Annotated in this window: 11 protein-coding genes and 11 pseudogenes; 15 read left to right on the plus strand and 7 right to left on the minus strand. The window is 74.1% G+C overall.

The features are described from left to right. Window position 1: 1 nt before the first annotated feature. The 6 genes and pseudogenes from FF86_RS39875 to FF86_RS04045 all read right to left on the minus strand — a co-directional run. A pseudogene (locus FF86_RS39875) lies at window positions 2–707 on the minus strand (hypothetical protein); the annotation flags it as partial. Further along, a partial coding sequence (locus tag FF86_RS04035; RefSeq protein WP_242418141.1) for a 2-C-methyl-D-erythritol 4-phosphate cytidylyltransferase occupies window positions 670–1,267 on the minus strand: 598 nt, incomplete at its 5' end. The gene FF86_RS04035 and the pseudogene FF86_RS39875, both read right to left, overlap by 38 nt. 1 nt (window position 1,268) lies before the next feature. Continuing rightward, window positions 1,269–1,533, minus strand: a pseudogene (locus FF86_RS63955) (NTP transferase domain-containing protein); the annotation flags it as partial. Further along, on the minus strand, window positions 1,526–2,567 hold a 1,042-nt coding region (locus FF86_RS04040; protein WP_242418142.1), incomplete at its 5' end, for a DUF4910 domain-containing protein. The pseudogene FF86_RS63955 and the gene FF86_RS04040, both read right to left, overlap by 8 nt. Before the next feature lies 1 nt (window position 2,568). Continuing rightward, window positions 2,569–2,911: pseudogene (locus FF86_RS39885) on the minus strand (DUF4910 domain-containing protein); the annotation flags it as partial. A 23-nt stretch (window positions 2,912–2,934) separates the two neighbouring features. Continuing rightward, window positions 2,935–3,765 (minus strand): sugar phosphate nucleotidyltransferase, encoded by an 831-nt coding sequence (locus FF86_RS04045; RefSeq protein ID WP_044883391.1) that lies wholly within the window; start codon window positions 3,763–3,765, stop codon window positions 2,935–2,937. A gap of 2,629 nt (window positions 3,766–6,394) precedes the next feature. Here FF86_RS04045 and FF86_RS39890 point away from each other — a divergent pair. Both FF86_RS39890 and FF86_RS39895 read left to right on the plus strand, forming a co-directional pair. After that, window positions 6,395–7,246: pseudogene (locus FF86_RS39890) on the plus strand (hypothetical protein); the annotation flags it as partial. Between the two features lie 45 nt (window positions 7,247–7,291). Then, window positions 7,292–7,783 (plus strand): glycosyl hydrolase (locus FF86_RS39895; RefSeq protein ID WP_396229761.1); only part of this gene is annotated, 492 nt, incomplete at its 3' end. 118 nt (window positions 7,784–7,901) lie between these two features. Here the strand turns inward: FF86_RS39895 and FF86_RS04055 are convergent. After that, complete coding sequence (locus FF86_RS04055) at window positions 7,902–8,339, minus strand: MerR family transcriptional regulator (protein WP_055406287.1); 438 nt, start codon at window positions 8,337–8,339, stop codon at window positions 7,902–7,904. Between the two features lie 528 nt (window positions 8,340–8,867). Here FF86_RS04055 and FF86_RS39900 point away from each other — a divergent pair. From FF86_RS39900 to FF86_RS04100, 13 genes and pseudogenes are all read left to right on the plus strand, one after another. Further along, a pseudogene (locus tag FF86_RS39900) lies at window positions 8,868–9,643 on the plus strand (transcription-repair coupling factor); the annotation flags it as partial. 1 nt (window position 9,644) lies between these two features. Further along, window positions 9,645–12,485: pseudogene (gene mfd, locus FF86_RS04060) on the plus strand (transcription-repair coupling factor); the annotation flags it as partial. A gap of 122 nt (window positions 12,486–12,607) precedes the next feature. Continuing rightward, window positions 12,608–13,111, plus strand: a 504-nt coding sequence (locus FF86_RS39905) for a SurA N-terminal domain-containing protein (protein ID WP_242418143.1), incomplete at its 3' end; no start/stop codon positions are given. Between the two features lie 309 nt (window positions 13,112–13,420). Further along, complete coding sequence (locus FF86_RS04070; RefSeq protein WP_044883501.1) at window positions 13,421–14,755, plus strand: nucleoside triphosphate pyrophosphohydrolase; 1,335 nt, start codon at window positions 13,421–13,423, stop codon at window positions 14,753–14,755. A gap of 67 nt (window positions 14,756–14,822) precedes the next feature. Beyond that, complete coding sequence (sppA, locus tag FF86_RS04075; protein ID WP_044883395.1) at window positions 14,823–17,009, plus strand: signal peptide peptidase SppA; 2,187 nt, start codon at window positions 14,823–14,825, stop codon at window positions 17,007–17,009. Window positions 17,010–17,858: 849 nt separating this feature from the next. Next, window positions 17,859–18,048 (plus strand): annotated as a pseudogene (eno, locus tag FF86_RS39910) (phosphopyruvate hydratase); the annotation flags it as partial. 1 nt (window position 18,049) lies between these two features. Next, window positions 18,050–18,188, plus strand: a pseudogene (gene eno / locus FF86_RS39915) (phosphopyruvate hydratase); the annotation flags it as partial. A gap of 12 nt (window positions 18,189–18,200) precedes the next feature. After that, a pseudogene (gene eno / locus FF86_RS04080) lies at window positions 18,201–19,142 on the plus strand (phosphopyruvate hydratase); the annotation flags it as partial. A gap of 5 nt (window positions 19,143–19,147) precedes the next feature. Beyond that, window positions 19,148–19,399: septum formation initiator family protein (locus tag FF86_RS04085; RefSeq protein ID WP_242418144.1), on the plus strand; the 252-nt coding region annotated here is incomplete at its 3' end. 246 nt (window positions 19,400–19,645) lie between these two features. Continuing rightward, window positions 19,646–20,224: a DUF501 domain-containing protein gene (locus tag FF86_RS04090; RefSeq protein WP_044883502.1), complete on the plus strand. Its 579-nt coding sequence runs from the start codon at window positions 19,646–19,648 to the stop codon at window positions 20,222–20,224. Beyond that, window positions 20,221–20,775: pseudogene (locus tag FF86_RS39925) on the plus strand (Ppx/GppA family phosphatase); the annotation flags it as partial. The gene FF86_RS04090 and the pseudogene FF86_RS39925, both read left to right, overlap by 4 nt. 1 nt (window position 20,776) lies before the next feature. Next, window positions 20,777–21,489, plus strand: a pseudogene (locus tag FF86_RS39930) (Ppx/GppA family phosphatase); the annotation flags it as partial. Continuing rightward, window positions 21,486–22,310 (plus strand): uracil-DNA glycosylase, encoded by an 825-nt coding sequence (locus FF86_RS04100; RefSeq protein ID WP_044883398.1) that lies wholly within the window; start codon window positions 21,486–21,488, stop codon window positions 22,308–22,310. The pseudogene FF86_RS39930 and the gene FF86_RS04100, both read left to right, overlap by 4 nt. Window positions 22,311–22,450 lie beyond the last annotated feature (140 nt).

Raw genomic sequence — 22,450 nt, forward strand, 5'->3', positions numbered from 1 at the left:
NGCCCGGAGTTGTTCGGCACCGACGAGTGCAACTGCGCCGCGGAGAAGATCAGCATGCCGCCGGACGGCGCGACCACCCGGGTCTGCGGGAAGATCTCCACCTCCTCCTCCGGCTTGGGCTGCTTGCGGGTGTCGGACTTGATGTGCTTCGCCGCGTCCGCCCGGCTCTTGGCGTTCCACTCGTAGTAGTCGTAGTCGCGGGAACCGTTCTTCACGCCCTGGCTGAAGTAGCGCGGGTGGAAGGCCAGGCCGTTCTCCGGGACGATGTCGAAGATCGGCATCCACCAGTTGAGCTGGCAGAACGGCGCCGAGTACCAGGTGTCGCGGTGCGGGTGGAAGGCGTAGGCGATGCCGGAGGTCAGGTAGTCGTCCGACGTCGAGGTCCGCAGCCGCGGCACGTCGAAGTAGGTCTTCGACGGGTCGGCGCCATGCTCGGCGAGGATCGCCGGCAGCAGCTCCTTGCAGGTCGGATGGTGGATGAACCGTGGCTTGAGCTCCGCGAGCAGGGCGGCGTACTCCTCGACGGGCATGTGGTACTGCGCCGTCTCCGGGTCGAGGCTGCCGAACGCCTCCCGGATCAGTGCGCGGCTGAACTCGACGAACTCGCGGGTCGCCGGCCTGGGTGCATAGACGAACAGGTCGCCCTGGTAAAGCTTGGCCCGTCGCTCGTCATCGGACAGCGTGGACTCGACCAGTACCGAACTCATCGGATTCCCCCTCGGAACGGACGTGGGTGAGCAGCAGCCGGGCCATGGCGAGTTCGTCCGGCGTCGTGACATGGATGTTGGCGGGTTCGCCTGGTACGACGACAACCAGGCCGCCGGCCTCGGCGACCATCGCCGAGTCCTCCACCGCCTCGTGGGCGCCTGCATGCACGGAGCGCAGCAGGTCCGCCCGGAACGCGTGCGGCGTCTGCACCAGCCGATGGGTCTCCCGCGGCAGGGATGCCCCCGCGACCAGCCTGGGGGAGGGACCGAGCCCGCCCGCCGCCGGCCGGATCTCGTCGGCGCTCCGGATCTCGTCGGCGACCCGGATCTCGTCGGCGACCCGGATCTCTTTGACGACTTCGGTGAGTGGCAGGCCGGGCACGGCGGCGTCGGCCCCGGCCCGGACCTCGTCGACGACGCGCTGGTAGAGGGCGGGGGTGGCCAGCGGGTGAGCGGCATCGGTGATCACGATGACGCCGGCGTCCGCGGGAACGGCGGCGAGGCCGGCCCGGACCGACTCGGCCCGGGTGGTGCCGCCGGTCACCTGCCGGACGCCGGGCNGGGCCGACCAGCTTCCGGCCGTTCCCGCGGGCACGACCACGACGATGCCGTCGCTGGCCGCGCGGGCCGCCGCGACCGGGTGGGCGAGCAGCGGCTCGCCGCCGAGGTCGAAGAACTGCTTCGGCCCGCCGAAGCGGGTGCCGCCGCCGCCCGCGAGCACGATCGTCCAGACCGGCCCGGAGTTGCCGGCCCGCCCCGGCCGCCCGGACCGGCCTGAGCTGCCTGGGCCGCCTGGGCTACCTGGACTGCCGGCAAGATCAGCCACCGGTCGCTCCCCCGGGGCCGGCGCCCGTCTCGGCGAGCAGGTCGACGCCAGCCAGCGCGTCCGCGGCCTCGGCGACCGTGTCGAACGGCAGCCCCGCGCGCTCGGCGATGTCGAGCAGGCTGCGGGTGCCGTCGGCGAGGTTGAGCACCCACAGCAGGCCCATCTCGATGGCCTGGCGATTCATCGTCGCGCCGATGGCCCGGTACAGGCCGCGCCGGCCGAGCTGCGGCTCGCCGTACGGGGCGGTGTTGCGCCAGGTCCGGTCCCGCTCGCAGATCTCGATCGTGCGCCGCAGGATCGCGAACGAGTCGGCGAGCGACTCGGGCGTGACGAACTCAAGGTCGTCGGCCGAGGTGTGGTACTGCGGATACTCGCCGTGCTGACCCCGGCCGAACCGGCCGACGGGCAGGTCGAAGCCGGGCGAGCAGAACTGCCGCTCGTCGTAGCCGTAGGGGGAGAACTCGACGATCCGGTGCGGCCGCTCGGTCTCGGCCAGCGCCACCGCGGCGGCCCGGTCGACGGCGGCGTCACCCCGGCGACTGCGCTTGTAGGTCGGGTCGCTGCGGTCACCGAGGCCGGTCAGGACCAGCCCGTGCCGGATGCGGCCGACGGTGTCCCGGTTGCGGGCCAGCCAGGTGATCGAGCCGATCGTCCCCGGGATGAACAGCAGCCGGAACGTGTGCCGCCGCGGCCCGGCGGCCAGCGCCCGTGCCAGCAGGGTCGCCGTGGCGATGCCCGAGCAGTTGTCGTTGGCCATCGCCGGATGGCAGGTGTGCGTGGTGATCAGAAACTCGTCGGACGTCTCGCCCGGCAGCACGATCTCGCCGTAGGTCAGCGAGCCGTCGGTGAGCGTCGTGTCGATCTCGACCTCGTACTCGCCGGCGGGCAGCGCGCCGAGGTGCCGGTCGGTCAGGCAGAAGCCCCAGTTCTCGTTGTAGTACGACGTCCGGTAGGGGACCCAGTCCGGTCGGTCGGGCATCGAGAACAGGTGCGGGCGCAGCTCGTCGAGGGTCATCCGGGCGCGCACCGGCGTGNTGTAACCCAGCAGGTGCAGCGGGTTGTCGGCGGCGTCGACGACGGTCTTGCCGTCGGGGCCGATCAGCCGGGCCGAGCCGACGTTCCACTCCCGGGGGACGGTCCAGTCCAGCACCGGCGTGCCGCTGGGCACCTCGTGCACGGTGAGCGGCACGTCGGGGCCGAGCGCGCGCGCGACGGTGCGCAGCGTCGTGCGCACGCCCTCGCCGGTGATGCTGCGCATGGGCGGCAGCAGGTCGGCGACCAGATCGTGCAGCCAGCGGCCAGGATCGGCCGGGAGCGCGGTACCGTCGCGGTCGCCGGCGTGGCCGGTGGTCCCGGCCACGCTCGCGGATTCGGTCATCGTCGCGGATCCGTCCGGAATTCTCAGTCGGCCCAGACGCGCCACGGCGCGGACCCGGAGTCCCAGAGCTGGTTGAGCTCGGTCCAGTCCCGGAAGGTGTCCATGCCCATCCAGAACCCGTCGTGGTTGTGCAGGGTGAGCTGGCCGTCCCGGGCGAGCTGCTGCAGCGGGTGGCGCTCCAGCAGCAGCGCCGGGTCGTCGTCGAGGTACTTGTCGATGAACTCGCGTTCGAAGACGAAGTACCCGCCGCTCACCCAGCCGGTCTGCGGCGGCTTCTCGGCGAACAGCGTGACCGCGTTGCCATCGGTCTCCAGCTCGCCATAGCGGCTCGACGGCCGGACGCCGGTGACGGTGCCGAGGCGGCCGGATTCCACGTGGTCGGACAGCACGGCGCCGACGTCGATCGCGCCGACGCCGTCGCCGTAGGTGAGCATGAACCGCGGGCCGGTCAGGTACTGGGCGACTCGGCGCAGGCGGGCGCCGGTGCCGGTGAGCAGGCCGGTCTCCGCGAAGGTGACCTCCCACTTCTCGTCGCCCACCGCGTTGTGGAACTGGGGCGTGTGGTCGTCGGAGAGCGTGAGGGTGAAGTCGGCGACCTGCGCCCGGTAGGCCAGGAAGTAGTTCTTGATCAGGTCGCTCTTGTAGCCGAGGCAGAGCACGAACTTGCGAAAGCCGTAGTGTTCATACGTCTTCATGATGTGCCACAGCACCGGCTTGCCGCCGATGTCCACCAGCGGCTTCGGCAGCTTTTCGCTGGCCTCCCGCAGCCGGGTACCCATCCCGCCGCAGAGGATGACGACCGGGATGTCGGCAGCGTCGGGGATTTCGGTGGTCCTGGCGCTTTCGATGCTCAAGGCTTGCGTCTCCCGTGCTCATGCCCCGGTCGGGCTCGGTGGGGCGGGGGTTGATGGCATGGTCCTCGCTGGACCGCGGTGCATTCCGGGTGACCCGTAACGGCCTGCTGCCACTCGCCGACCGATGCCGGGGCCGACGGGGACAGCCGCCGGTCGTTCCCGGTGCGCGGAATGGCACGCTCCCGCGCGTGAGGACATCGCTCGCTCGCCCGCGCTCCTGGCGCGCGCGGACGCGTGATCCCCCTCTGCCACTTCTCGGTGGATACCGGCGACGGACCGCCTTCATCGGCGCCCCCCCGGCACTGCCGTCGCAACGGTACCGCACGGTCCTCTGCCTGCTGGGGGAGTCCCTCCAAGCCGGTGCAGACCCGCGCGACGACGCCGCCCGACGGGCAAGCCCGACAACCGGGTCATGCCGGGGCGTAGCCTTCCCCGCGCGCTTGGCGCCGCGTCGTCGACGCCCGCCCCGCACGTGGTCTGCGTACCGGGTGGCGCCGCCCCCGCGAGATTCCCGCCACGCCGCCGCCGGGCGCACCTCGCGCTGCCCCCGCGAACGCCGTTTCCCCAGAGCGCCGCCGGGACTCGTTTCCGCTGGTCAGGTCGCTCGCCGGCGTCATGCACCGCGCCGCTCGCCGGCCCGCCGGGCCGCCCTTGACCGGCTCGACGGCCGGCGGGCGCGGCCAGGACAGACGGCACCCCGCGGCCCACCTTCGTGGCGAATGAATGGTCAAGAGTGCCAGATCTTCGCAGGACCGGCAACTCGCCCGGTCGGTACCGCGTCCTGACTGGTGGATCCCGCGATGACGCGGGCGTCCGGCCTGCCGGNGGTCGCCGGCTGCCGGCTGCTTCCCACGGAGCGGAAGGGGTTTGGTGCCGATGCGGATGATCGTTGCTGTCCGTGATAGGCCGAGGCCGCCGACATCGCTCTTCGCGCGTTGTTGTTACGGTTCGTCCGTCACTACTGGATTGGTGAAAGAGCCTCGGCTCGTGGCGTTGCCGGTGCCGACGAATCTTCTGGCAGGTCGGCCGGGCGGAGGAATTCTCACCCCGGGTGAGAGTTGCGCGCCGGCTACGCCGAGATGTTTCGATGGGGCACAGAGCACGATCTGGGGTGATGCGGGTGCGTGGGCGCTCCTGGTCGGATGAACCTTCGGCCGGCGACCGAGAGCGGGTTGCGCCACCGTCCGCCGAAGTCGACGAGGACGGCGGGCAGCGCGGACACCGGGTCGACCGACGCCGCGCCACCGAACCTCACCGCGCCGGCCGTGACGGCTCCTCCGGCGGGGCTCAGTCGCCCGACGGGGACGCCGGCGGCGCTCGCGCGGACCACCGGACGGGCAACGGCCGTTCCGGGCGCCGGCGCCGGACGCCGCCGGTGGTGCTCCTCCCTCCGTCCATGACCGTTCCCGCGAGGGGGGCGAGGACGGCCGGCGACGGTGACCGGTCTGCGGGCGGTGCGGACCGACCCGCCGAACCTCGGCTGCCCGGCACCCGCCCACCCGGCCCCCGGCTGCCCGCAGCCCGGCCGCCCGACCTCCGCCTGCCCGGCTCCCGTCCGCCTGACCCCGAGTCCGTCGAGTCCCATCCGGGCGGCCTGTGGTCCGTCGAGTCCCGTCCGGGTGACCTGTGGTCCGTCGAGTCCCGTCCGGGCGACTCATCGGCCCGCGCGGGGTCGCCCGGCACCGGGCTGTCGGTGGGTCCGCCGGCGGCCCCGCGGGTCGGCGCCCCGGCTGCTGCCCCGATCGGTGCGCCGACCGATCCGCCAAGGGAGCCACCGGCCGATCCGCCCCTCGACGCGCCGACCAATCCGCTCTCCGAGCGGGCCGTCCTGGTGAACGGTCGGCCTTCGGCCGGGCGGCCGGTGAACCCCACCGCCCCGTCCGGCTGGGACGAGGGCACGGCGCTGTTCCAGATCCGCCGGCCCGGTGCGCGCGGCGATGACCCCGGGTGGCCGGGCGACGATCGGGCGGACCCGCCCTCGTCCCCGCCGCCGGACCATGCGCTCCCGACCCCGCCGGTGCGGACGCCACCCCATGGCGCGCACCCGGCGGACGAGACGGGCGTCCTGCGCTGGTCCGAGACCGGCGCCCCGCCAGGCGACGGTCGTCGCCGTGACGCCGCGGACCAGGACGATCATCGCCCCGGGAGATGGGACGACCATGGGTCCGCCCAGGGGATACCGCGCACCGGCGCCTGGTCCGCCGCCCGCGACGCCTGGCTGGCCGATGATCCTCGCAGCGGCGGCCGGTGGGCGCCGTCACAGCCGTCCGGTCCCGCCTTCGGTGCCCCCGCAGACGGCCCCGCGGCCACCCGTGGCCATGGCGGGGACGGCTTGCGCCCGCGGACGGACCGGGCCGGAACCGGTCCCGGAGGCCGGCAGGCCGAGGGCTGGGCCCCCCGGACCGGCCTGGCCCGGGGCGGCTCGGATCGGACCGGAAGCGATCGGGGCGGGTCGGACCGGCCTGCGTCGGACCGGGCTGTGTCTGACCGGGCTGTGTCGGACCGGGCTGTGCCGGACCGGGGTGTGTCTGACCGGGGTGCGGCTGACCGGGTTCGGTCGGACCGAGTCCGGCCGGACCGGGGATCGGACCGTGGGGCGCCGGGCCGTGGGGCACCGGATCGGGTCGCGTTGGATCGGGCCGGACCAGGTCGAATCGCGCCGGAGCGGATTCGAGCAGGCCGGTCGGGCTCGGCCCTAGCCGGCTCGGGTCAGGCCGGCTCGGGTCGCGGCGCGGCAGAGAAGCGCGGGGCGGGGCGGGGCGGCCGGGCCGCCTGGACCGACGACGAGGTCTGGTCCGACGAGATCGGCTCGGCGCGTGCGGCCGAGGCTGCCCGGACTGCCAGGGGCGGCGCCCGCCACACCGGCCGGTCCGACGACCGCGCGGCGCCGGCCTCCGGGCGGCGGGCCCGGGCGGCCTCGTGGATCACCGCCCACTGGGGCGGGAACGCCAGCCGCCTCCCGCACCTGCCCGTCATCGCGGTCTCGGTCGCGGCGGTGCTGACCCTGGTCGCGGTGACGGCGCTGCTGCTGGTGCCCTCCGGCAGCGACGGGGGATCCGACCCGATCGCCACCACCGCGGGGCAGGGCGCGTCGCCGACCGGGCAGCCGGGCACCGCGGCCCGGCCCACCCAGAGCGGGGTGCCGGCGGCCGCCGTCCCGCAGGTCCAGCGGGCCGCGACCACCGGGCTGTTCCCGACCGGCGTCGCCGCGCACACCCTGGCCCAGGCGAATGCCTGGGCGAGGTTCCGCGGCCGGCCCAATGACGTCATCGTGATGTACACCGACCGGTCGAGTTGGAGCGACGTCACGAACCCGTGGATGGGGCGAAGCGCGTCGACCTTCTCCGGGTACGCCGGCACCTGGGTGATCACCCAGCCGCTCTTCCCCGACTCGGGGCCGGAGAAGGGCAACCTCGCCGACTGCGCGGCGGGCAACTACGACGCCAAGTGGCGGCAGTTCGGGCGCTGGTTGGTGAACATGNGCCGGGGCGACTCGTTCGTCCGGCTGGGCTGGGAGTTCAACGGCCTGTGGTTCGCCTGGTCGGCGACGGATCCACAGCAGTGGATCCAGTGCTTCCGCAACGCCTCTTCGGCGATCAGGGCGACCAGCCCGAAGGTCCGTATCGACTGGAACCTCAACGCCCACGGGTCGACCACGCCGGTCGGCGCGTTCGACCTGTACCCCGGCGACCAGTACGTCGACGTCATCGGCATCGACAGTTACGACCAGTACCCGCCCAGCCCCACCTACGCCGACTTCGACAACCAGTGCAACGGTGACGCGGGGCTCTGCCAGGTCATCACCTTCGCGCGGACCCACCACAAGCTGTTCTCGGTGCCCGAGTGGGGAGTGGTCAGCCAGCAGGGCACGAAGGCCGGGCGGGGCGGCGCCGCCGGCGGGGATAACCCCGCCTACATGGAGAAGATGTACGAGACGTTCTCGCGCAACGCCGACATCCTCGCCTACGAGGCGTATTTCCCCGACGCGGAGGAGGGCAACGTCCGTTCCTCGCTGGTGNATCCCGATCTCAATCCGGCCTCGGCGGCCGTCTACCAGCGGCTCTGGGGCTGAGGCTCCGCCATGGGCGCCCCGCGTGTCCCCTCCTGGCCACGCGGGGCGTCGAGCCGGCGGCGGGTCACACTGCGTCGCCGCCGGTGCGCTCCGCATCGTCGTGTAGCCCGCCGACGAAGGACTCCGCCACGCTCACCTGCTCCCGCAGCGTCGCAAGTTTCTCCTCGGCGAGTAGCACCCAGGTGCCAAGCCGCTCCTGCAACGCGGCGCGGGCGTCCGCGGCCAGGCCGGGCGTGGCCAGCTCGTCGCGCAGGATCAGCAGGGAACGCATCTCCTCCAGGGTGAAGCCCAGCGGCTTCATCTTCCTGATGAGCAGCAGCCGCTCGATCGCATCCACGTCGTAGAGGCGGAACCCACCGACGGTGCGCCCCACCGGCATGAGCAGGCCCGCTTCTTCGTAGTAGCGGACTGTTCGCAGCGAGAGGCCGACCCGCTCGGCGACGTCCCCGATCTGATAGACGTCGCCGCGGGCCGCGTCCGATCTCGAAACGTTGCGGCGCATGCTGGACAACTCGACCCTAACGTCAGCGTAGGTATCGGGCGGCCGGACTGGACGCCAGGCAGTCGACTGTACGTCGACCGGCCGGCCGGCCGGGCGCGCTCGGCCCTACCGGCCCGTCCGCCGCCCTCCCCCCGGCCGCCGGCGACGAGCGTCGGCGCAGGTCCGCAGTGGTGCGGGTGTAGGTGCGGGGTGGGTGCGGGTGTGGATGCGGGGGCAGGTGCGGGCGGGCTGCGGGGGCGGGATGCCGTCAGCGGCGCACGGTCGGCGCGGCGGTGGGGGCGGGCATCGGTGTCGTAGGCTGGTCATATCGTCTGTGCCGACGGGGTCGGGCCGGTGCCGGCCGACCGCCCGGGTCATCTCCGGGGGCGGGTCGGGCGGCGGGCCGGCCCCTCGGGCGAGCGGGTCCGGGCCGTGGTGGGCCCCGTTGCGCCAGGTCGTCGTGTTCCGCGGCGGCGGTTTTCGTGCCGCGGCGTCTGCTCCACGCCTGTTCCGTTCCGCTCGTTTCCGAGAGGCACACCGGACGCAACCATGACTCTCGCGCCGCTGCTCGACGCATTGATCGCCCGGCCGGGCGGCGATCCTGCCCTGGGGCGGGCGATCGGCGCGGCGGGCGAACCCGCGCTCGACCTCGCCGGTCCGGCCGCCCTGCGACCCTTCGCCGCCGCCGCCCTCGCCGCCGCCCACGGAGCCGGGCGTCCCGTCCTCGCCGTGGTGGCCACCGGCCGCGAGGCCGAGGACCTGGCCGCCGCGCTGGCCGACCTGCTCGGTCCCGACGTGGTGGCCGTCTTCCCGAGCTGGGAGACGCTGCCCCACGAGCGGCTGTCCCCCCGGGCGGACACGGTGGGCCAGCGCCTGGCCGTGCTGCGTCGGCTGGCCTATCCGGCGAGCACCGGTCGCCCGCCGCTGCGGGTCGTCGTCGCGCCGGTTCGTTCCGTGCTCCAGCCCCAGGTCGCCGGGCTCGGCGAGCTCGCCCCGGTCAGCCTCACGGCGGGCGACACCGCCGACCTCGACGACGTGGTCGCCCGGCTGGTGGACATGGCCTACCACCGGGTGGACCTGGTGGAGCGGCGCGGCGAGATCGCCGTGCGCGGCGGGATCCTCGACGTCTTCCCGCCGACCGAGGAGCACCCGCTGCGGGTCGAGTTCTTCGGCGACGAGGTGGAGGACATCCGCCGGTTCGCCGTCGCCGACCAGCGGGCGCTGCCGGAGGACGACTCCGAGCCGGCCGCCGCCGGTGGGCGCGGGCTGTTCGCGCCGCCGTGCCGCGAGCTGCTGCTCACCGCGGACGTCCGCGGCCGGGCCGCNGAGCTCGCCACCCGCTACCCCCAGCTCGTGGACATGCTCGACAAGATCGCGAACGGCATTCCCGTGGAGGGCATGGAGGCGCTGGCCCCGGTCCTCGTCGACGGGATGTCGCTGCTGCTCGACGAGTTGCCCGCCGGCACCCACGTCCTGGTCTGCGACCCGGAGCGGGTCCGCTCGCGGGCGAGCGAGCTGGTGCGCACGAGCCAGGAGTTCCTGGAGGCGTCCTGGAGCGTCGCGGCGCTCGGCGGCGGCGCGCCGATCGACCTCGGCGCCGCGGCCTACCGCTCCATCGCGGAGGTCCGCGAGCACGCCGGTGCGCTCGGGCTGCCCTGGTGGTCGGTCACCCCCTTCACCTCGGCCCCGACCGGCGCCGAGGCTGCGGGCCCCGACCAGGCCGACGCGGTGGCGGGGGTGGCCGGCGGGCTCGTCGTCGAGGGCGACGACACGGTGGTCGCGAGCCTGCGGCCGGCGCCGCTCTACCACGGCGACACCGCCGCCGTCATCGCCGACGTCAAGGGCTGGCTGGCCGAGTCGTGGCGCGTGCTGCTCGTGACCGAGGGGCACGGCCCGGCCCAGCGCCTGGTGGAGATGCTGCGGGAGGCCGACCTCGGCGCCCGCTACGCCGAGGACGCCGAGCTCGCCGCCGGGGTCGCCGTGGTGACCCGCGGGCAGCTCGTCACCGGCTTCACCAGCGACACGCTGCGCCTGGCGGTTCTCACCGAGAGCGACATCGCCGGCGCCCGCGGGGTCACCACCAAGGACATGCGCAGGATGCCCAGCCGGCGGCGCAAGGGCATCGACCCGCTTGCCCTGGTCCCCGGCGACATGGTCGTCCACGACGCGCACGGCGTCGGTCGCTACGTCGAGATGGTGACCCGCACCGTCGCCGGGGCGAAGCGCGAGTACCTGCTGCTGGAGTACGCCCGGGGCGACCGGCTCTACGTCCCCACCGACCAGCTCGAACAGATCACCCGCTACGTCGGCGGCGACGCGCCGAGCCTGGACCGCATCGGCGGCGCCGACTGGGCCAAGCGCAAGAGCCGCGCCCGCAAGGCGGTCAAGGAGATCGCCGGGGAGCTGATCCGGCTCTACAGCGCTCGAATGGCCGCCCCCGGGCACGCCTTCGCCCCGGACAACCCGTGGCAGCGCGAGCTGGAGGACGCCTTCCCCTTCCGGGAGACCCCCGACCAGTTGGCCGCGATCGACGAGGTCAAGGCCGACATGGAGAAGCCCGTCCCGATGGACCGGGTGATCTGCGGCGACGTCGGCTACGGCAAGACCGAGATCGCCGTGCGAGCGGCGTTCAAGGCCGTCCAGGACGGCAAGCAGGTCGCCGTGCTGGTCCCGACGACGCTGCTGGTCCAGCAGCACTTCCAGACGTTCTCCGAGCGGTACGCGGCGTTCCCCGTCATCGTGAAGGCGATGAGCCGGTTCAACTCGGCCGGCGAGCAGAAGGCGGTCCAGGAGGGCCTCGCCGACGGCACCGTCGACGTCGTGATCGGCACCCACCGGCTGCTGTCGGGGGAGAACCGGTTCAAGGACCTGGGGCTCGTGATCGTCGACGAGGAGCAGCGCTTCGGCGTCGAGCACAAGGAGCAGCTCAAGAAGATGCGCACGGCGGTGGACGTGCTCACGATGAGCGCCACCCCGATCCCGCGCACCCTGGAGATGTCGATCACCGGCATCCGGGAGCTGTCGACCATCGACACCCCGCCGGAGGAGCGCCACCCGGTGCTCACCTCCGTCGCCCCCTACGACACCCGGCAGGTCGCGGCCGCGATCCGCCGGGAGCTGCTGCGGGAGGGGCAGGTCTTCTTCATCCACAACCGGGTGGAGTCGATCGACCGGGCCGCCGCTCGACTGCGTGAGCTGGTCCCCGAGGCGCGCATCGCCACCGCGCACGGCCAGATGAACGAGGACGCCCTCGAACAGGTGATGGTCTCCTTCTGGGAGAAGAAGTTCGACGTCCTGGTCTGCACGACGATCGTCGAGTCGGGGCTGGACATCTCCAACGCCAACACCCTCGTCGTCGAACGGGCCGACGTGTTCGGCCTGTCCCAGCTCCACCAGTTGCGCGGCCGGGTCGGCCGGGGCCGTGACCGCGCGTACGCGTACTTCCTGTACCCGCCGGACAAGCCGCTGACCGAGACCGCCCATGACCGGCTCGCCACCATCGCCCAGCACAACGACCTCGGTGCCGGCATGGCCGTGGCCATGAAGGACCTGGAGATCCGCGGCGCCGGCAACCTGCTCGGCGGGGAGCAGTCCGGGCACATCGCCTCGGTCGGCTTCGACATGTACGTGCGGATGGTCGGCGAGGCAGTCGCCGAATACCGCAAGGACAAGGTGGAGGAGCCACCGGAGGTCAAGGTGGAGCTCCCCGTCGACGCGAGCCTGCCGCACGACTACGTGCCCAGCGAGCGGCTGCGCCTGGACGCCTACCGCCGTCTCGCCGGCGCCGTCACCGACGCCGACATCGACGAGGTGCGCGGGGAGCTGGTGGACCGGTTCGGCCCGGTGCCCGAGCCGGTGGAGAACCTGCTCGCCGTCGCCGGCCTGCGGGTGCTCGCGCGCCGCTTCGGCGTCACCGAGATCACCGCCGCCGGCCGGCAGATCCGCTTCGCGCCGCTGGAGCTGCGGGAGAGCCAGACCCTGCGGCTGACCCGCCTGTACAAGGGCGCGGTGGTGAAGCCCGCGGTGCGGATCGTGCTGGTGCCGGCCCCGACGGAGACCGGCCGCATCGGCTCCCGGCCGCTGCGGGACCGGGTGCTGCTCGCGTGGGCCGGTCAGCTCCTGACCGCCGTCGCCGGCGATTCGGTCGCCGCGGCGGCCGCTGGCTGAGCGGCGGCCGCTGGCTGAGCGGCGGTCGGGACGGGTTTCGTCGGGCGGCGGGGCGGGGAATTCGGCGGTGTCGGGCGGGTGAGGTGTGCTTCGCCACACGCGAGCGGATAGCGTCTGGAGTCGTGAAGCTCTCCCGCCTCCTGGCCGGCGTCGGGTTTGTTGTGCTCGTGGGGACCGCCGGGACGGCCTGCACGACGCATGCCGGAGCCGCCGCCCAGGTCGGATCGCAGTCCATCGAGACCTCGCAGCTACGCGGCATCGTCGATCGCGGGCTCGCGGCCGCCGACGGCGTCCCGGTCTCACAGTCCGGGCAGGCCGCGTCGAGCGCCCTCAACCGCCTCGACCTCCAACGCCGCACGCTGACCACCCTCGTGCAGCTTCAACTGCTCTCCGACGAGGCCGACCGGCGTGGCGTCACGCTCAGCTCCGGCGACGTCGCCTCCTACTACCAGGCGTACGCCATCCTCCAGTTCGGCAGCGTGCAGGCGTTCGAGCAGCGGGCGGCCGCCGCGGGGTTCGCGCCGCGCGACGTCTCCGTCATCGTGCGCTCCGGCGCGCTGGAGTCGGCGCTGAGCGACCGGGTCAGCCCGCACCTGCTCGCCACCGAGGCGGAGACCCGGGAGCAGNACAACAGCATCGTCGACCAGGTCGGCCGGATCCCGCTCACCTACGCACAGGCGAAGCCGTACCTGGCCCGCTTCATCGTCAGCCAGGAGCGCTCCGCGAAGCTGCGGCCCGTCCTCGCGCAGGCCGAGAAGAAGGACCCGATCTCGATCAACCCGCGGTTCGGCACCTGGAACACCGGCCAGTTCGCCGTGATTGCCGCGGATGGATCGATCGCCAGCCGGCCCGCGCCCACCCCCACGGTGGACCTGACCGCCCAGTCCTGACCNCCCAGTCCCGTCCCCGACCAGCCGAAGCGAGTGGATGAGGTCATGCTGCTGCGGATCACCGTGGTCGTCACCAGCCCGCGGGTCGCGCCGGGCGTCCTCACCGCGCCGGCGTGGGACCTGATGCGCCGCGTGCCCGTGCTGACCGCCACCCCGGCCCACCCGCAGCTCGCCGCCCTGCGCGCCGCCGGCGCGACCGTCGTCGTCGTCGACGGCCACCCGCCCGCGGTCGATCCGGCGGGGGTCGATCCGGCGGGGGTTGAGCTGGCTGCCTTCCTGCGGGCCGGCCTGCCCGATCCGGCGGCGACCGAGGTCGCCTGGCTGCCGGACCCGTCCGCGCCGACGCCGCTCGACCGGGTGCTCGACCGTCTCGTTCAGCCCCGTTCGCCGGCCGGCGCCGGTGCGGCCGCGCTGCCCGCCGTCGGCGTCGTGGTGGACACCCTCGCCGGCACGGCGGAGCTGCCCGGGTCCATCCTGCTCGACGCCGTGGCCGTGATGGACCGGCTGCGCTCCCCGGGTGGCTGCCCGTGGGACGCCGAGCAGACCCACGAGTCCCTCGCTCCCTACCTGATCGAGGAGACCTACGAGGCGTACCAGGCGATCGAGGACGGTGACCTCGCCGAGCTGCGCGAGGAGCTCGGCGACGTGCTCATGCAGGTGCTCTTCCACGCCCGGATCGCCGCCGAGCGCGCGGGCGACGGCTGGGACGTCGACGATGTGGCGGCGGGGCTGGTCGCGAAGCTGATCCGGCGGCACCCGCACGTGTTCGCCGATGTGGTCGTCGACGGGTCGGCGAACGTCGCCGTCAACTGGGAGGCGATCAAGGCGGAGGAGAAGGGCCGCGCCTCGGTGACCGAAGGGGTGGCGCTGTCCCAGCCGGCGCTGACGCTCGCGGCCAAGCTGCTCAAGCGCGCCGGCGGGATCGGCGTGCCGGCGGACCTCGCGCTAGCCGGGGTCACCGAGGAGACGGGCGGCGCGTTGGCTGCGGCCGGCGGGTCGGCTGCGGCCGGCGCGTTGGCTGCGGCCGGCGGGTTGGCTGCGGCTGGTGGGCTGGCGGGGTCCGGCGGGGTAGCCGAGGCCGGCGAGCGGGTCGCGGCGATCGCGGCCGACGCTGTCGCGGCACTCGGCCGGCCGGACGTGGCCGCCGACGACGTTCTCGGCGATCTGCTCGTCGCCGCCGTCGCGCTCGCGCGCGCGGCCCGGGTCGACCCGGAGCGGGCCCTGCGCACGTCGGCGCGGCGTTTCCGGGACCGGCTAGCCGCCGCCGAGCGTGCGGCCCGGGTGGACGGCGCCGCCCCGGGGGTGCTGCCCGGCGCGCGCTGGCGGGAACTCTGGGTCGCCCCGGCCCGCTCGGGTGACCGCGTTACGCCGGATGGGTGACGGTAGGACGACCGTGAGGTTGATACGACCGCGGAACCGGGACGGTCGGTGGTACTAGCCTCTGACCATGGCTGCCACCCCACGTAAGGCGCTGGCCGACGTCCGCCAGATCGCGGCGCGGCGGACGGCTCCGATCGTCCTGGAACTCGATCTGACGGTCGATCCGCTCGAAGGCGTTCCCAACGACCCGGTCACCCTCGCCCTCGCCCACCGCCGCACCACGCTGCGCGATCTGGTGGAGGCTTTGCGCTACGCCACCGAGGACCCGCGGGTGTCGGTGGTGGTCGCGCACATCGGCGCCGCCGGGACGCCGCTGGCCCGCATCCAGGAGATCCGAGCGGCGATCGGCGCCTTCCGGGCCGCCGGCGGCACCGCCATCGCCTACGCGGACACGTTCGGCGAGTTCGGCGGCGGCACGGGCCCGTACTACCTCGCCTGCGCGTTCGACGAGATCTGGTTGGCCCCGTCCGGGGACTGCGGGCTGACCGGCCTGGGGATGGAGACGCCGTTCCTGCGCGGCGCGCTGGACCGGCTCGGCGTCGCGGTCGAGATCGGCCAGCGCTACGAATACAAGAACGCGGTCAACACGCTCGTCGAGCGGGACTTCACGCCGGCGCACCTGGAGGCGGTGAGCCGGATCATCGAGTCCAGCTCGGAGCAGGTGGTGGCGGGCATCGCCGAGGGCCGCCGGATACCGGCCGACCGCGTCCGCCGGCTGATCGACCTCGGCCCGCTGGCCGGCACCGTCGCCCTCGACGTGGGGCTCGTCGACCGCCTCGGCTACCGCGACGAGGTGTACGCGGCCGCGCGGGCCCGGGTCCGGCGCTCGTCGGCGGGCGGCGGGTCTCCGGCGGCTGGCGGGTCCCCCGCGGGAAGCGGGTCCCCGGTCGTCGGCGGGTCCCCCGTCGTCGGCGCGGCTGACGCCGACCTCGCCCCCACGGCGGACACCGACCTCGCCGCCGCCGGCCTGCCGGGCGGCGCGGCTGCGACCGCGGCCGGGGACGCAGGCGCCGAGCCGGTGCTGATGTACGCCACGGCGTACCGCCGACTCGCCGAACGGCGGGAGAAGTCGCCGGTGCGGCGGGTCGCGACCCTCACCGCGCGGGGTCCGGGTGCCTTCTTCCTGCGCGAGACCTCACCCACGCCGCAGCGCCGGTCCGCCGACGCCGGCACAGGCTCGGCGGGGGGGCACGCCGGGGCGCTCGACGACGGCGCCACCGTGGACACCCAGGGCGTCCCGCTGGCGCCGTCGGCCACCGCACCGCATCGCGACCCCCGCCGGTCGGTCGTCGCGCTCATCCACGGCACCGGCCAGGTCATCCTCGGGCAGGGCAGCCCGGGGCCGTTCGCCAGCCCGGTGCTCGCCGCGGAGGCCGCCGCGGCGGCATTCCGGGCCGCCGCGCGCGACGAGGATGTGGCGGCGGCGGTGTTCCGGGTGAACAGCCCGGGGGGTTCCTACGTCGCCTCGGACCTGGTGCGCCGGGAGGCCGAGCGGTTCCGGGCCAGTGGCCGCCCGCTCGTCGTGTCGATGGGGGACGTCGCCGCGTCGGGCGGCTACTTCGTCTCCCTGGCCGCGGACCTCATCGTCGCCAATCCGGGCACGCTGACCGGGTCCATCGGGGTGTTCGCCGGTAAGCAGGTGGTCCGGGAGCTGCTCGACAAGGTCGGGGTGGGGTTCGGGGCGGTCGCCGAGGGCGAGCACGCTCTGATGATGTCGCCGCGGCGTCCGTTCACCGTGGGTGAGCGGGAGAAGCTGGAGGAGTTCCTCGACCGCGTCTACGCGGACTTCGTCGACAAGGTGGCCGCGGCCCGACGGCTGACCCGGGAGCAGGTGCACGAGCTGGCCCGGGGCCGGGTGTGGACGGGGGCCGACGCCCACGCCTACGGCTTGGTCGACGAGCTCGGCGGGCTGACGGACGCGCTCAGGCTGGCCTGGACGCGGGCCGGGCTGCCCGCGGGGGACACGCCGCGGGTGCGGCTGGCGCCCAAGCCGTCGGTGCTGGAACGGGTCCGGACGCCGAAGTCCAGCGAGGACCGCGGCGCCGCCGCGACGGCCCGGCCGGGGATCCTGGCCGGCGGCCTGGCCGCCCTGCTCGGCGCTGGATCCGGGCTCGGTGGTTCCGGGGCGTTCGGTGGTGCTGGCGGGCTCGGTGGGTTCGCCGCCGGCTGGGGACCCTGGGCGCCGCTGGCCGCGCGGCTCGGCCTGCCCGTCGGCGGGCCGCTGATGATGCCGCCGCTCGGGCGCATCGGCTAGGGGACTCGGTCCACGGTGGTCCGTGGCCCTGCGGTCTGATCGGGCGACGGGTACGGGGTTACCGGGCGGGCTCGGCGTCCCTGCTACTGGGNCGCCGCTGTCGCGCCTTTCCGTAATCTTCTGTGCACAGAATCGTGCCGAGGGGTATGTACGGTTTTTGGCCTGAAAACCGTACCGAAGCCTCGGCACGATCTGGCCTCGATCTGGCCTCGATCTGGCCGGAACCGGGCTTGCCGGGGGGCAGCTGCCGGCAGGCCGCGAACCGGCGGCGTCCGGCTGGCGGCGTCCGGCTGGGGGCATCCGGCCGGCGGCATCCGNCTGGGGGCGTCCGGCCGGCGGCCGTGGGTCGTACGGGGCAGGCCGCTGCCGCGTCCGAGGGAGTTGGACAGGCGCGCCTGGCGCGGGAACACCATGATCGATCGGGCTGGCGGGACGGTTCCGCGGAAACCTCACGATGGCCGGCAGGTCGGCTGTGGGCCGGGCGCTTGCCCGGCCCCACCTGGGTGCCCGGGGCCGCGGCGGGTCGCGGCCCGCGGGGCTGTGGGATGCGTGACACCGCGTTGCCCGCGTCGGGGCTGGCTGGCCGGCCAGGGCCGGTCGCGTGGCGGGGCCTCGCCGGAACCTTCCGCGACGCGCCGGGATCAGCGCCGCCCCTTGGGAGCGGCGACGGTAGTCTCGCACCGACCGGTTCGTCCGGACGGCCCCGCTCGTCCCGCGGTATTGGGTCCGCCACGCCGTCGGGCGTGCTGCGGGGTCCGGCGCGGGTGCTCGCTGGGCGCCGGTTCGCGGCGGTCCGTTCGGTGCCATCGTGTCGTCGCGTTCGAGTCGTCGCATTCGGAGGTCCTAGCCGTGCCGTCCATCGAGGCTGTCGGAGCCCGCGAGATCCTTGACTCGCGTGGCAATCCCACCGTCGAGGTCGAAGTCGTCCTGGAGGACGGGACGCTGGGCCGTGCCGCGGTGCCCAGCGGGGCCAGCACCGGCGCCTTCGAGGCCGTGGAGCTGCGCGACGGGGAGGACCGTTACGGCGGCAAGGGCGTCCNCAAGGCGGTGGCCGCGGTGATCGAGCGGATCGGCCCGGCGATCATCGAGCTGGAGGCCACCGAGCAGCGCCTGCTCGACCAGACGCTCATCGACCTCGACGGCACCCCGGGCAAGTCCGCCCTCGGCGCCAACGCCCTGNTCGGCGTGAGNCTCGCGGTGGCCAAGGCGGCCGCGGCCGCCAGCGGGCTGCCGCTGTTCCGCTACCTCGGCGGGCCGAGCGCGCATCTCCTGCCGGTGCCGATGCTGAACATCCTCAACGGCGGCGCGCACGCGGACACGAACGTCGACATCCAGGAATTCATGATCGCTCCGATCGGCGCGAGCACCTTCTCCGAGTCGCTGCGCTGGGGCGCCGAGGTCTACCACGCGCTCAAGAGCGTGCTCAAGGCGCGGGGCCTGGGCACCGGCGTCGGCGACGAAGGCGGCTTCGCCCCGAGCCTGCCCACCAACCGGGACGCGCTCGACCTCATCGCCGAGGCCGTCGACAAGGTCGGCCTGCGCCTCGGCTCGGATGTCGCGCTCGCCCTCGACGTCGCCTCGACCGAGTTCTACTCGGACGGCTCGTACACCTTCGAGGGCAGCACCCGCACCGCCGAGGACCTCAGCGACTACTACGCGGAGCTGGTCGGCGCCTACCCGATCGTCTCCATCGAGGATCCGCTGGCCGAGGACGACTGGTCCGGCTGGGTGGCGCTGACCGAGCGGCTCGGCAGCAAGGTGCAGCTCGTCGGGGACGACCTGTTCGTCACCAACCCGGAGCGGCTCGCCCGCGGGATCGCCTCCAAGGCCGCGAACGCCCTGCTGGTCAAGGTCAACCAGATCGGCACGCTCACCGAGACCCTCGACGCGGTCAACCTCGCCCATCGCAACGGCTACCGGGCGATGATGTCGCACCGCTCCGGTGAGACCGAGGACACCACGATCGCCGACCTCGCGGTCGCCGTCGACTGCGGCCAGATCAAGACCGGTGCCCCCGCCCGCAGCGAGCGGGTCGCGAAGTACAACCAGCTCCTGCGGATCGAGGAGGAGCTCGACGACGCCGCCCGCTTCGCCGGCGCGGCAGCCTTCCCGCGGCACGGGCAGCCCGCCTGATCCGCATGCCGCCGCCGCGCGCCGCGCTGACCACGAGGGCGACCCTGCTCGCCGTCGTGATCTGTGTGCTGGTCCTGACCCTCGCCTATCCGCTGCGGTTGTACCTGAAGCAGCAGAGCAAGCTCTCGGAGCTCGCGCGGACGAACACGCAGGCCCAGGCCCGGGTCAACGAGCTGCGCTCCACGGTCGAGCGCTACGACGACCAGGCCTGGGTCTCCGACGAGGCGCGTCGGCGGCTGCACTACATCAAGCCGGGCNAGCGGGCGTACCTGATGCCCGCCGCGCCCACCCCCGCGTCCGGTGACGGGGGCGAACGCGGTGGATCGTCCGGCGGCTCGGCCTGGTACGGGCGGCTGTGGTCGGAGATCGCGACGCCTTAGCGGCGCGCCGGCGGACGGGCCCGGGTCCTGGGCCCGTCCGTGGATCTGCGGTGCCCCGTGGATCTGCGATGCTAGGCGGCGGTGCCGGTGCGCGGTCGCCGTCCCGGGGAGGAGAGCGTCGCGGTGCGGGAGGAGAACGTGGTGTCGACGGCAGCGACGGCCGAGGAGGTCGAGATCGTCGGGCGGCAGTTGTCCCGTGCGCCGCGCGGGGTCGTGGCCGTCGCCCATCGTTGTTCCTGCGGGCTGCCGGACGTGGTCGAGACCGCTCCCCGGCTGCCCGACGGTTCGCCGTTTCCCACCCTGTACTACCTCACCTGCCCGCGCGCCGCGGCGGCGGTGTCGCGGCTGGAGGGGGCCGGGATCATGCGGGAGATGACGGCGCGCCTCGCCCACGACCCCGATCTCGCCGCCGCCTACGCCACGGCGCACCGGGACTACCTCGCCCGCCGCGACGCCCACGAGGTCCTGCCCGGCACCCCGAGCGCCGGCGGCATGCCGGAGCGGGTCAAATGCCTGCACGTCCTCGTCGCGCACAGCCTGGCGGCGGGCCCGGGAGTGAATCCCTTCGGGGACGAGGCGCTCGCCGCCGTCGACGACTGGGGCCGGCGGGGGCCGTGCGTGGCCGCGAGCCCGGCCGCAGCCTGCGCAGCGGGCGGAACCGCGGCGGGTTCCGCGGGGACGACGGAGGAGGTGCCGGCGTGAACCGCGTCGCCGCGATCGACTGCGGGACCAACTCGATCCGCCTGCTGGTGGCGGACTACGACGGGTCCGGGCTGCGCGAGCTGACCCGCCGGATGGAGATCGTCCGGTTGGGCGCCGGGGTGGACCGCACCGGTGAGCTCGCCCCCGAGGCGCTGGCGCGGACTTTCGCCGCGCTGCGTGACTACGCCGCCGAGATCGAACGCCTGGGTGCCACCAGGGTGCGGATGGTGGCCACGAGCGCGACCCGCGACGCGCGCAACCGAGACGAGCTGGTCACCGGTGTCCGCGCGATCCTCGGGGTCGACCCCGAGGTGATCAGCGGGGACGAGGAGGCGGCGCTGTCGTTCGGTGGCGCCATCGGCGACCTCGTCGGCGGATCCGGGCAGTTCGGAGCGCCGGGTCGGGTGGGGGCGCCGAGCCAGCCGGGAGCGTCCGACCGGTCGGGAGCACCCGGGCAGCCCGGAACATCCGGCGATCCCGGCCCCTCGGACGCGCGCGGAGGATCCGGCCGGGCGCCCGGCGCGCCAGGCCTGGCGGGAACGCCCAGCCAGNTCGGAACGCCCAGCCGGCTCGGAAAGATCGGCCAGCTCGGAAAGATCGGACTGTCCGGAACAGGCGGCTCGTCGTCGGTCGCCACGCCGATCCTGCTCGCGGACATCGGCGGGGGCTCGACGGAGCTGGTGCTCGGGGACGCGCGCGGCGTGCGGGCGGCCCGCTCGGTGAACGTCGGCTGCGTCCGGCTGGCAGAGCGGCACCTGCGCGACGACCCGCCGACCGCGGCGCAGGCCGCGGCGATCGTTGCCGACGTGCACGCCGCGCTCGATCTCGCCGCCGCGACGGTGCCGCTGACCGAGGCCGCCACCCTGGTGGGCGTCGCCGGGACCGTCACCACGGTGGCCGCCCTCGCCGCCGGACTGGCGGAGTACGACGCGGACCGCATCCACCTGTCGGTGACGAGCGCCGAGCAGGTTGCCGCCGTCACCGAGCGGCTGCTCGGCATGACGCACGACGAGCGGGCGGCACTGCCGGTGATGCACCCCGGGCGGGTGGACGTCATCGCGTCCGGCGCGCTCGTGCTGCGCACGCTGGTCGAACGCACCGGCGCCGCGGCGGTCGTCGCGAGCGAACGGGACATCCTCGACGGGATCGCGCTGGCCCTGGCCATCTCCCCACCGGCCGCGAGCGGCTCGGCGGCCGAGAGCCTCGCGTCGCCGCTGCCGACCGCGCCGTCCCTGCCGACCGGGGCCGGTCCCGCCGCGGGATGACGGCCGGTCCGCAGCGCGGTCCGGCGCGGCCGGGCGGCGGCTGGCCGGGGGACCTCGCCGACTCGACCACCCCGGTCGCGGCGACCTCCGCGCGGGTGCGCGAGCTGGCCGCCGGCGCCGCCGACACGGGGGCGCTCGATGCTCGGATGTCGGTCTGCCGGGCCTGCCCGCGCCTGGTCAGGTGGCGGGAGGAGGTCGCGGCGGTCCGCCGGGCCGCGTACGCCGACCAGCCGTACTGGGGGCGGCCGGTGTCCTCGTTCGGCCCGGCCGACGCCCGGATCCTGATCGTGGGCCTCGCTCCCGCCGCCCATGGTGGCAACCGCACCGGGCGCATCTTCACCGGCGACCGCAGCGGCGACTGGCTGTTCGCCTCGCTGCACCGGGTCGGGCTCGCCACCCGGGCGACGTCGCACTCCGCCGGGGACGGCCAGCGCCTGCCGGCCACCCGGATCGTCGCGGCCGTGCGCTGCGCGCCGCCGGCGAACAAGCCGACGACGGCGGAACGGGACGCCTGTCGTCCGTGGCTGGTCCGGGACCTGGAGCTCGTCCGGCCGACACTGCGGGTCGTCGTCGTTCTCGGCGGGTTCGCGTGGACGGCGCTCTGGCCGGCCCTGGAGCAGGCAGGGTACTCCGTCCCGGCGCCCAGGGTGCCGTTCGGCCACGGGACCCGGGTCGAACTTCCCGGGACGGGCGTCCGGGTCGTGGGTTGCTATCACCCGAGTCAGCAGAACACCTTCACCGGTCGGGTCACCGAGGTGATGCTGGACACGGTTTTCGGTTCCGCGGCGGCGCTGGCGGAAGTGGTTGAGCGGCTCGACTAAGCCCACGCCTTGTGGCCACGGACACAGCGCGTGAGCCACGGCACTCTTCCGTCGGCGACAAGACGGGCCGAAGGTCGTCCGTATTGGTGTCCTGCATCACGGAATAGATGGGGTCAGCCGGCTCCACGCCGGGTGTAAGC

Origin of the sequence: Frankia sp. CpI1-P (assembly GCF_001421075.1) — a bacterium.
Classification (GTDB): domain Bacteria; phylum Actinomycetota; class Actinomycetes; order Frankiales; family Frankiaceae; genus Frankia; species Frankia torreyi.

Excerpts from the sequence above, each read along its gene's own strand:
- FF86_RS04055 (WP_055406287.1), bottom strand. The coding sequence starts at position 8,339 with ATGCGCCGCAACGTTTCGAGATCGGACGCGGCCCGCGGCGACGTCTAT.
- FF86_RS04070 (WP_044883501.1), top strand. The coding sequence starts at position 13,421 with ATGCTGCTGCGGATCACCGTGGTCGTCACCAGCCCGCGGGTCGCGCCG.
- sppA (WP_044883395.1), top strand. The coding sequence starts at position 14,823 with ATGGCTGCCACCCCACGTAAGGCGCTGGCCGACGTCCGCCAGATCGCG.
- FF86_RS04100 (WP_044883398.1), top strand. The coding sequence starts at position 21,486 with ATGACGGCCGGTCCGCAGCGCGGTCCGGCGCGGCCGGGCGGCGGCTGG.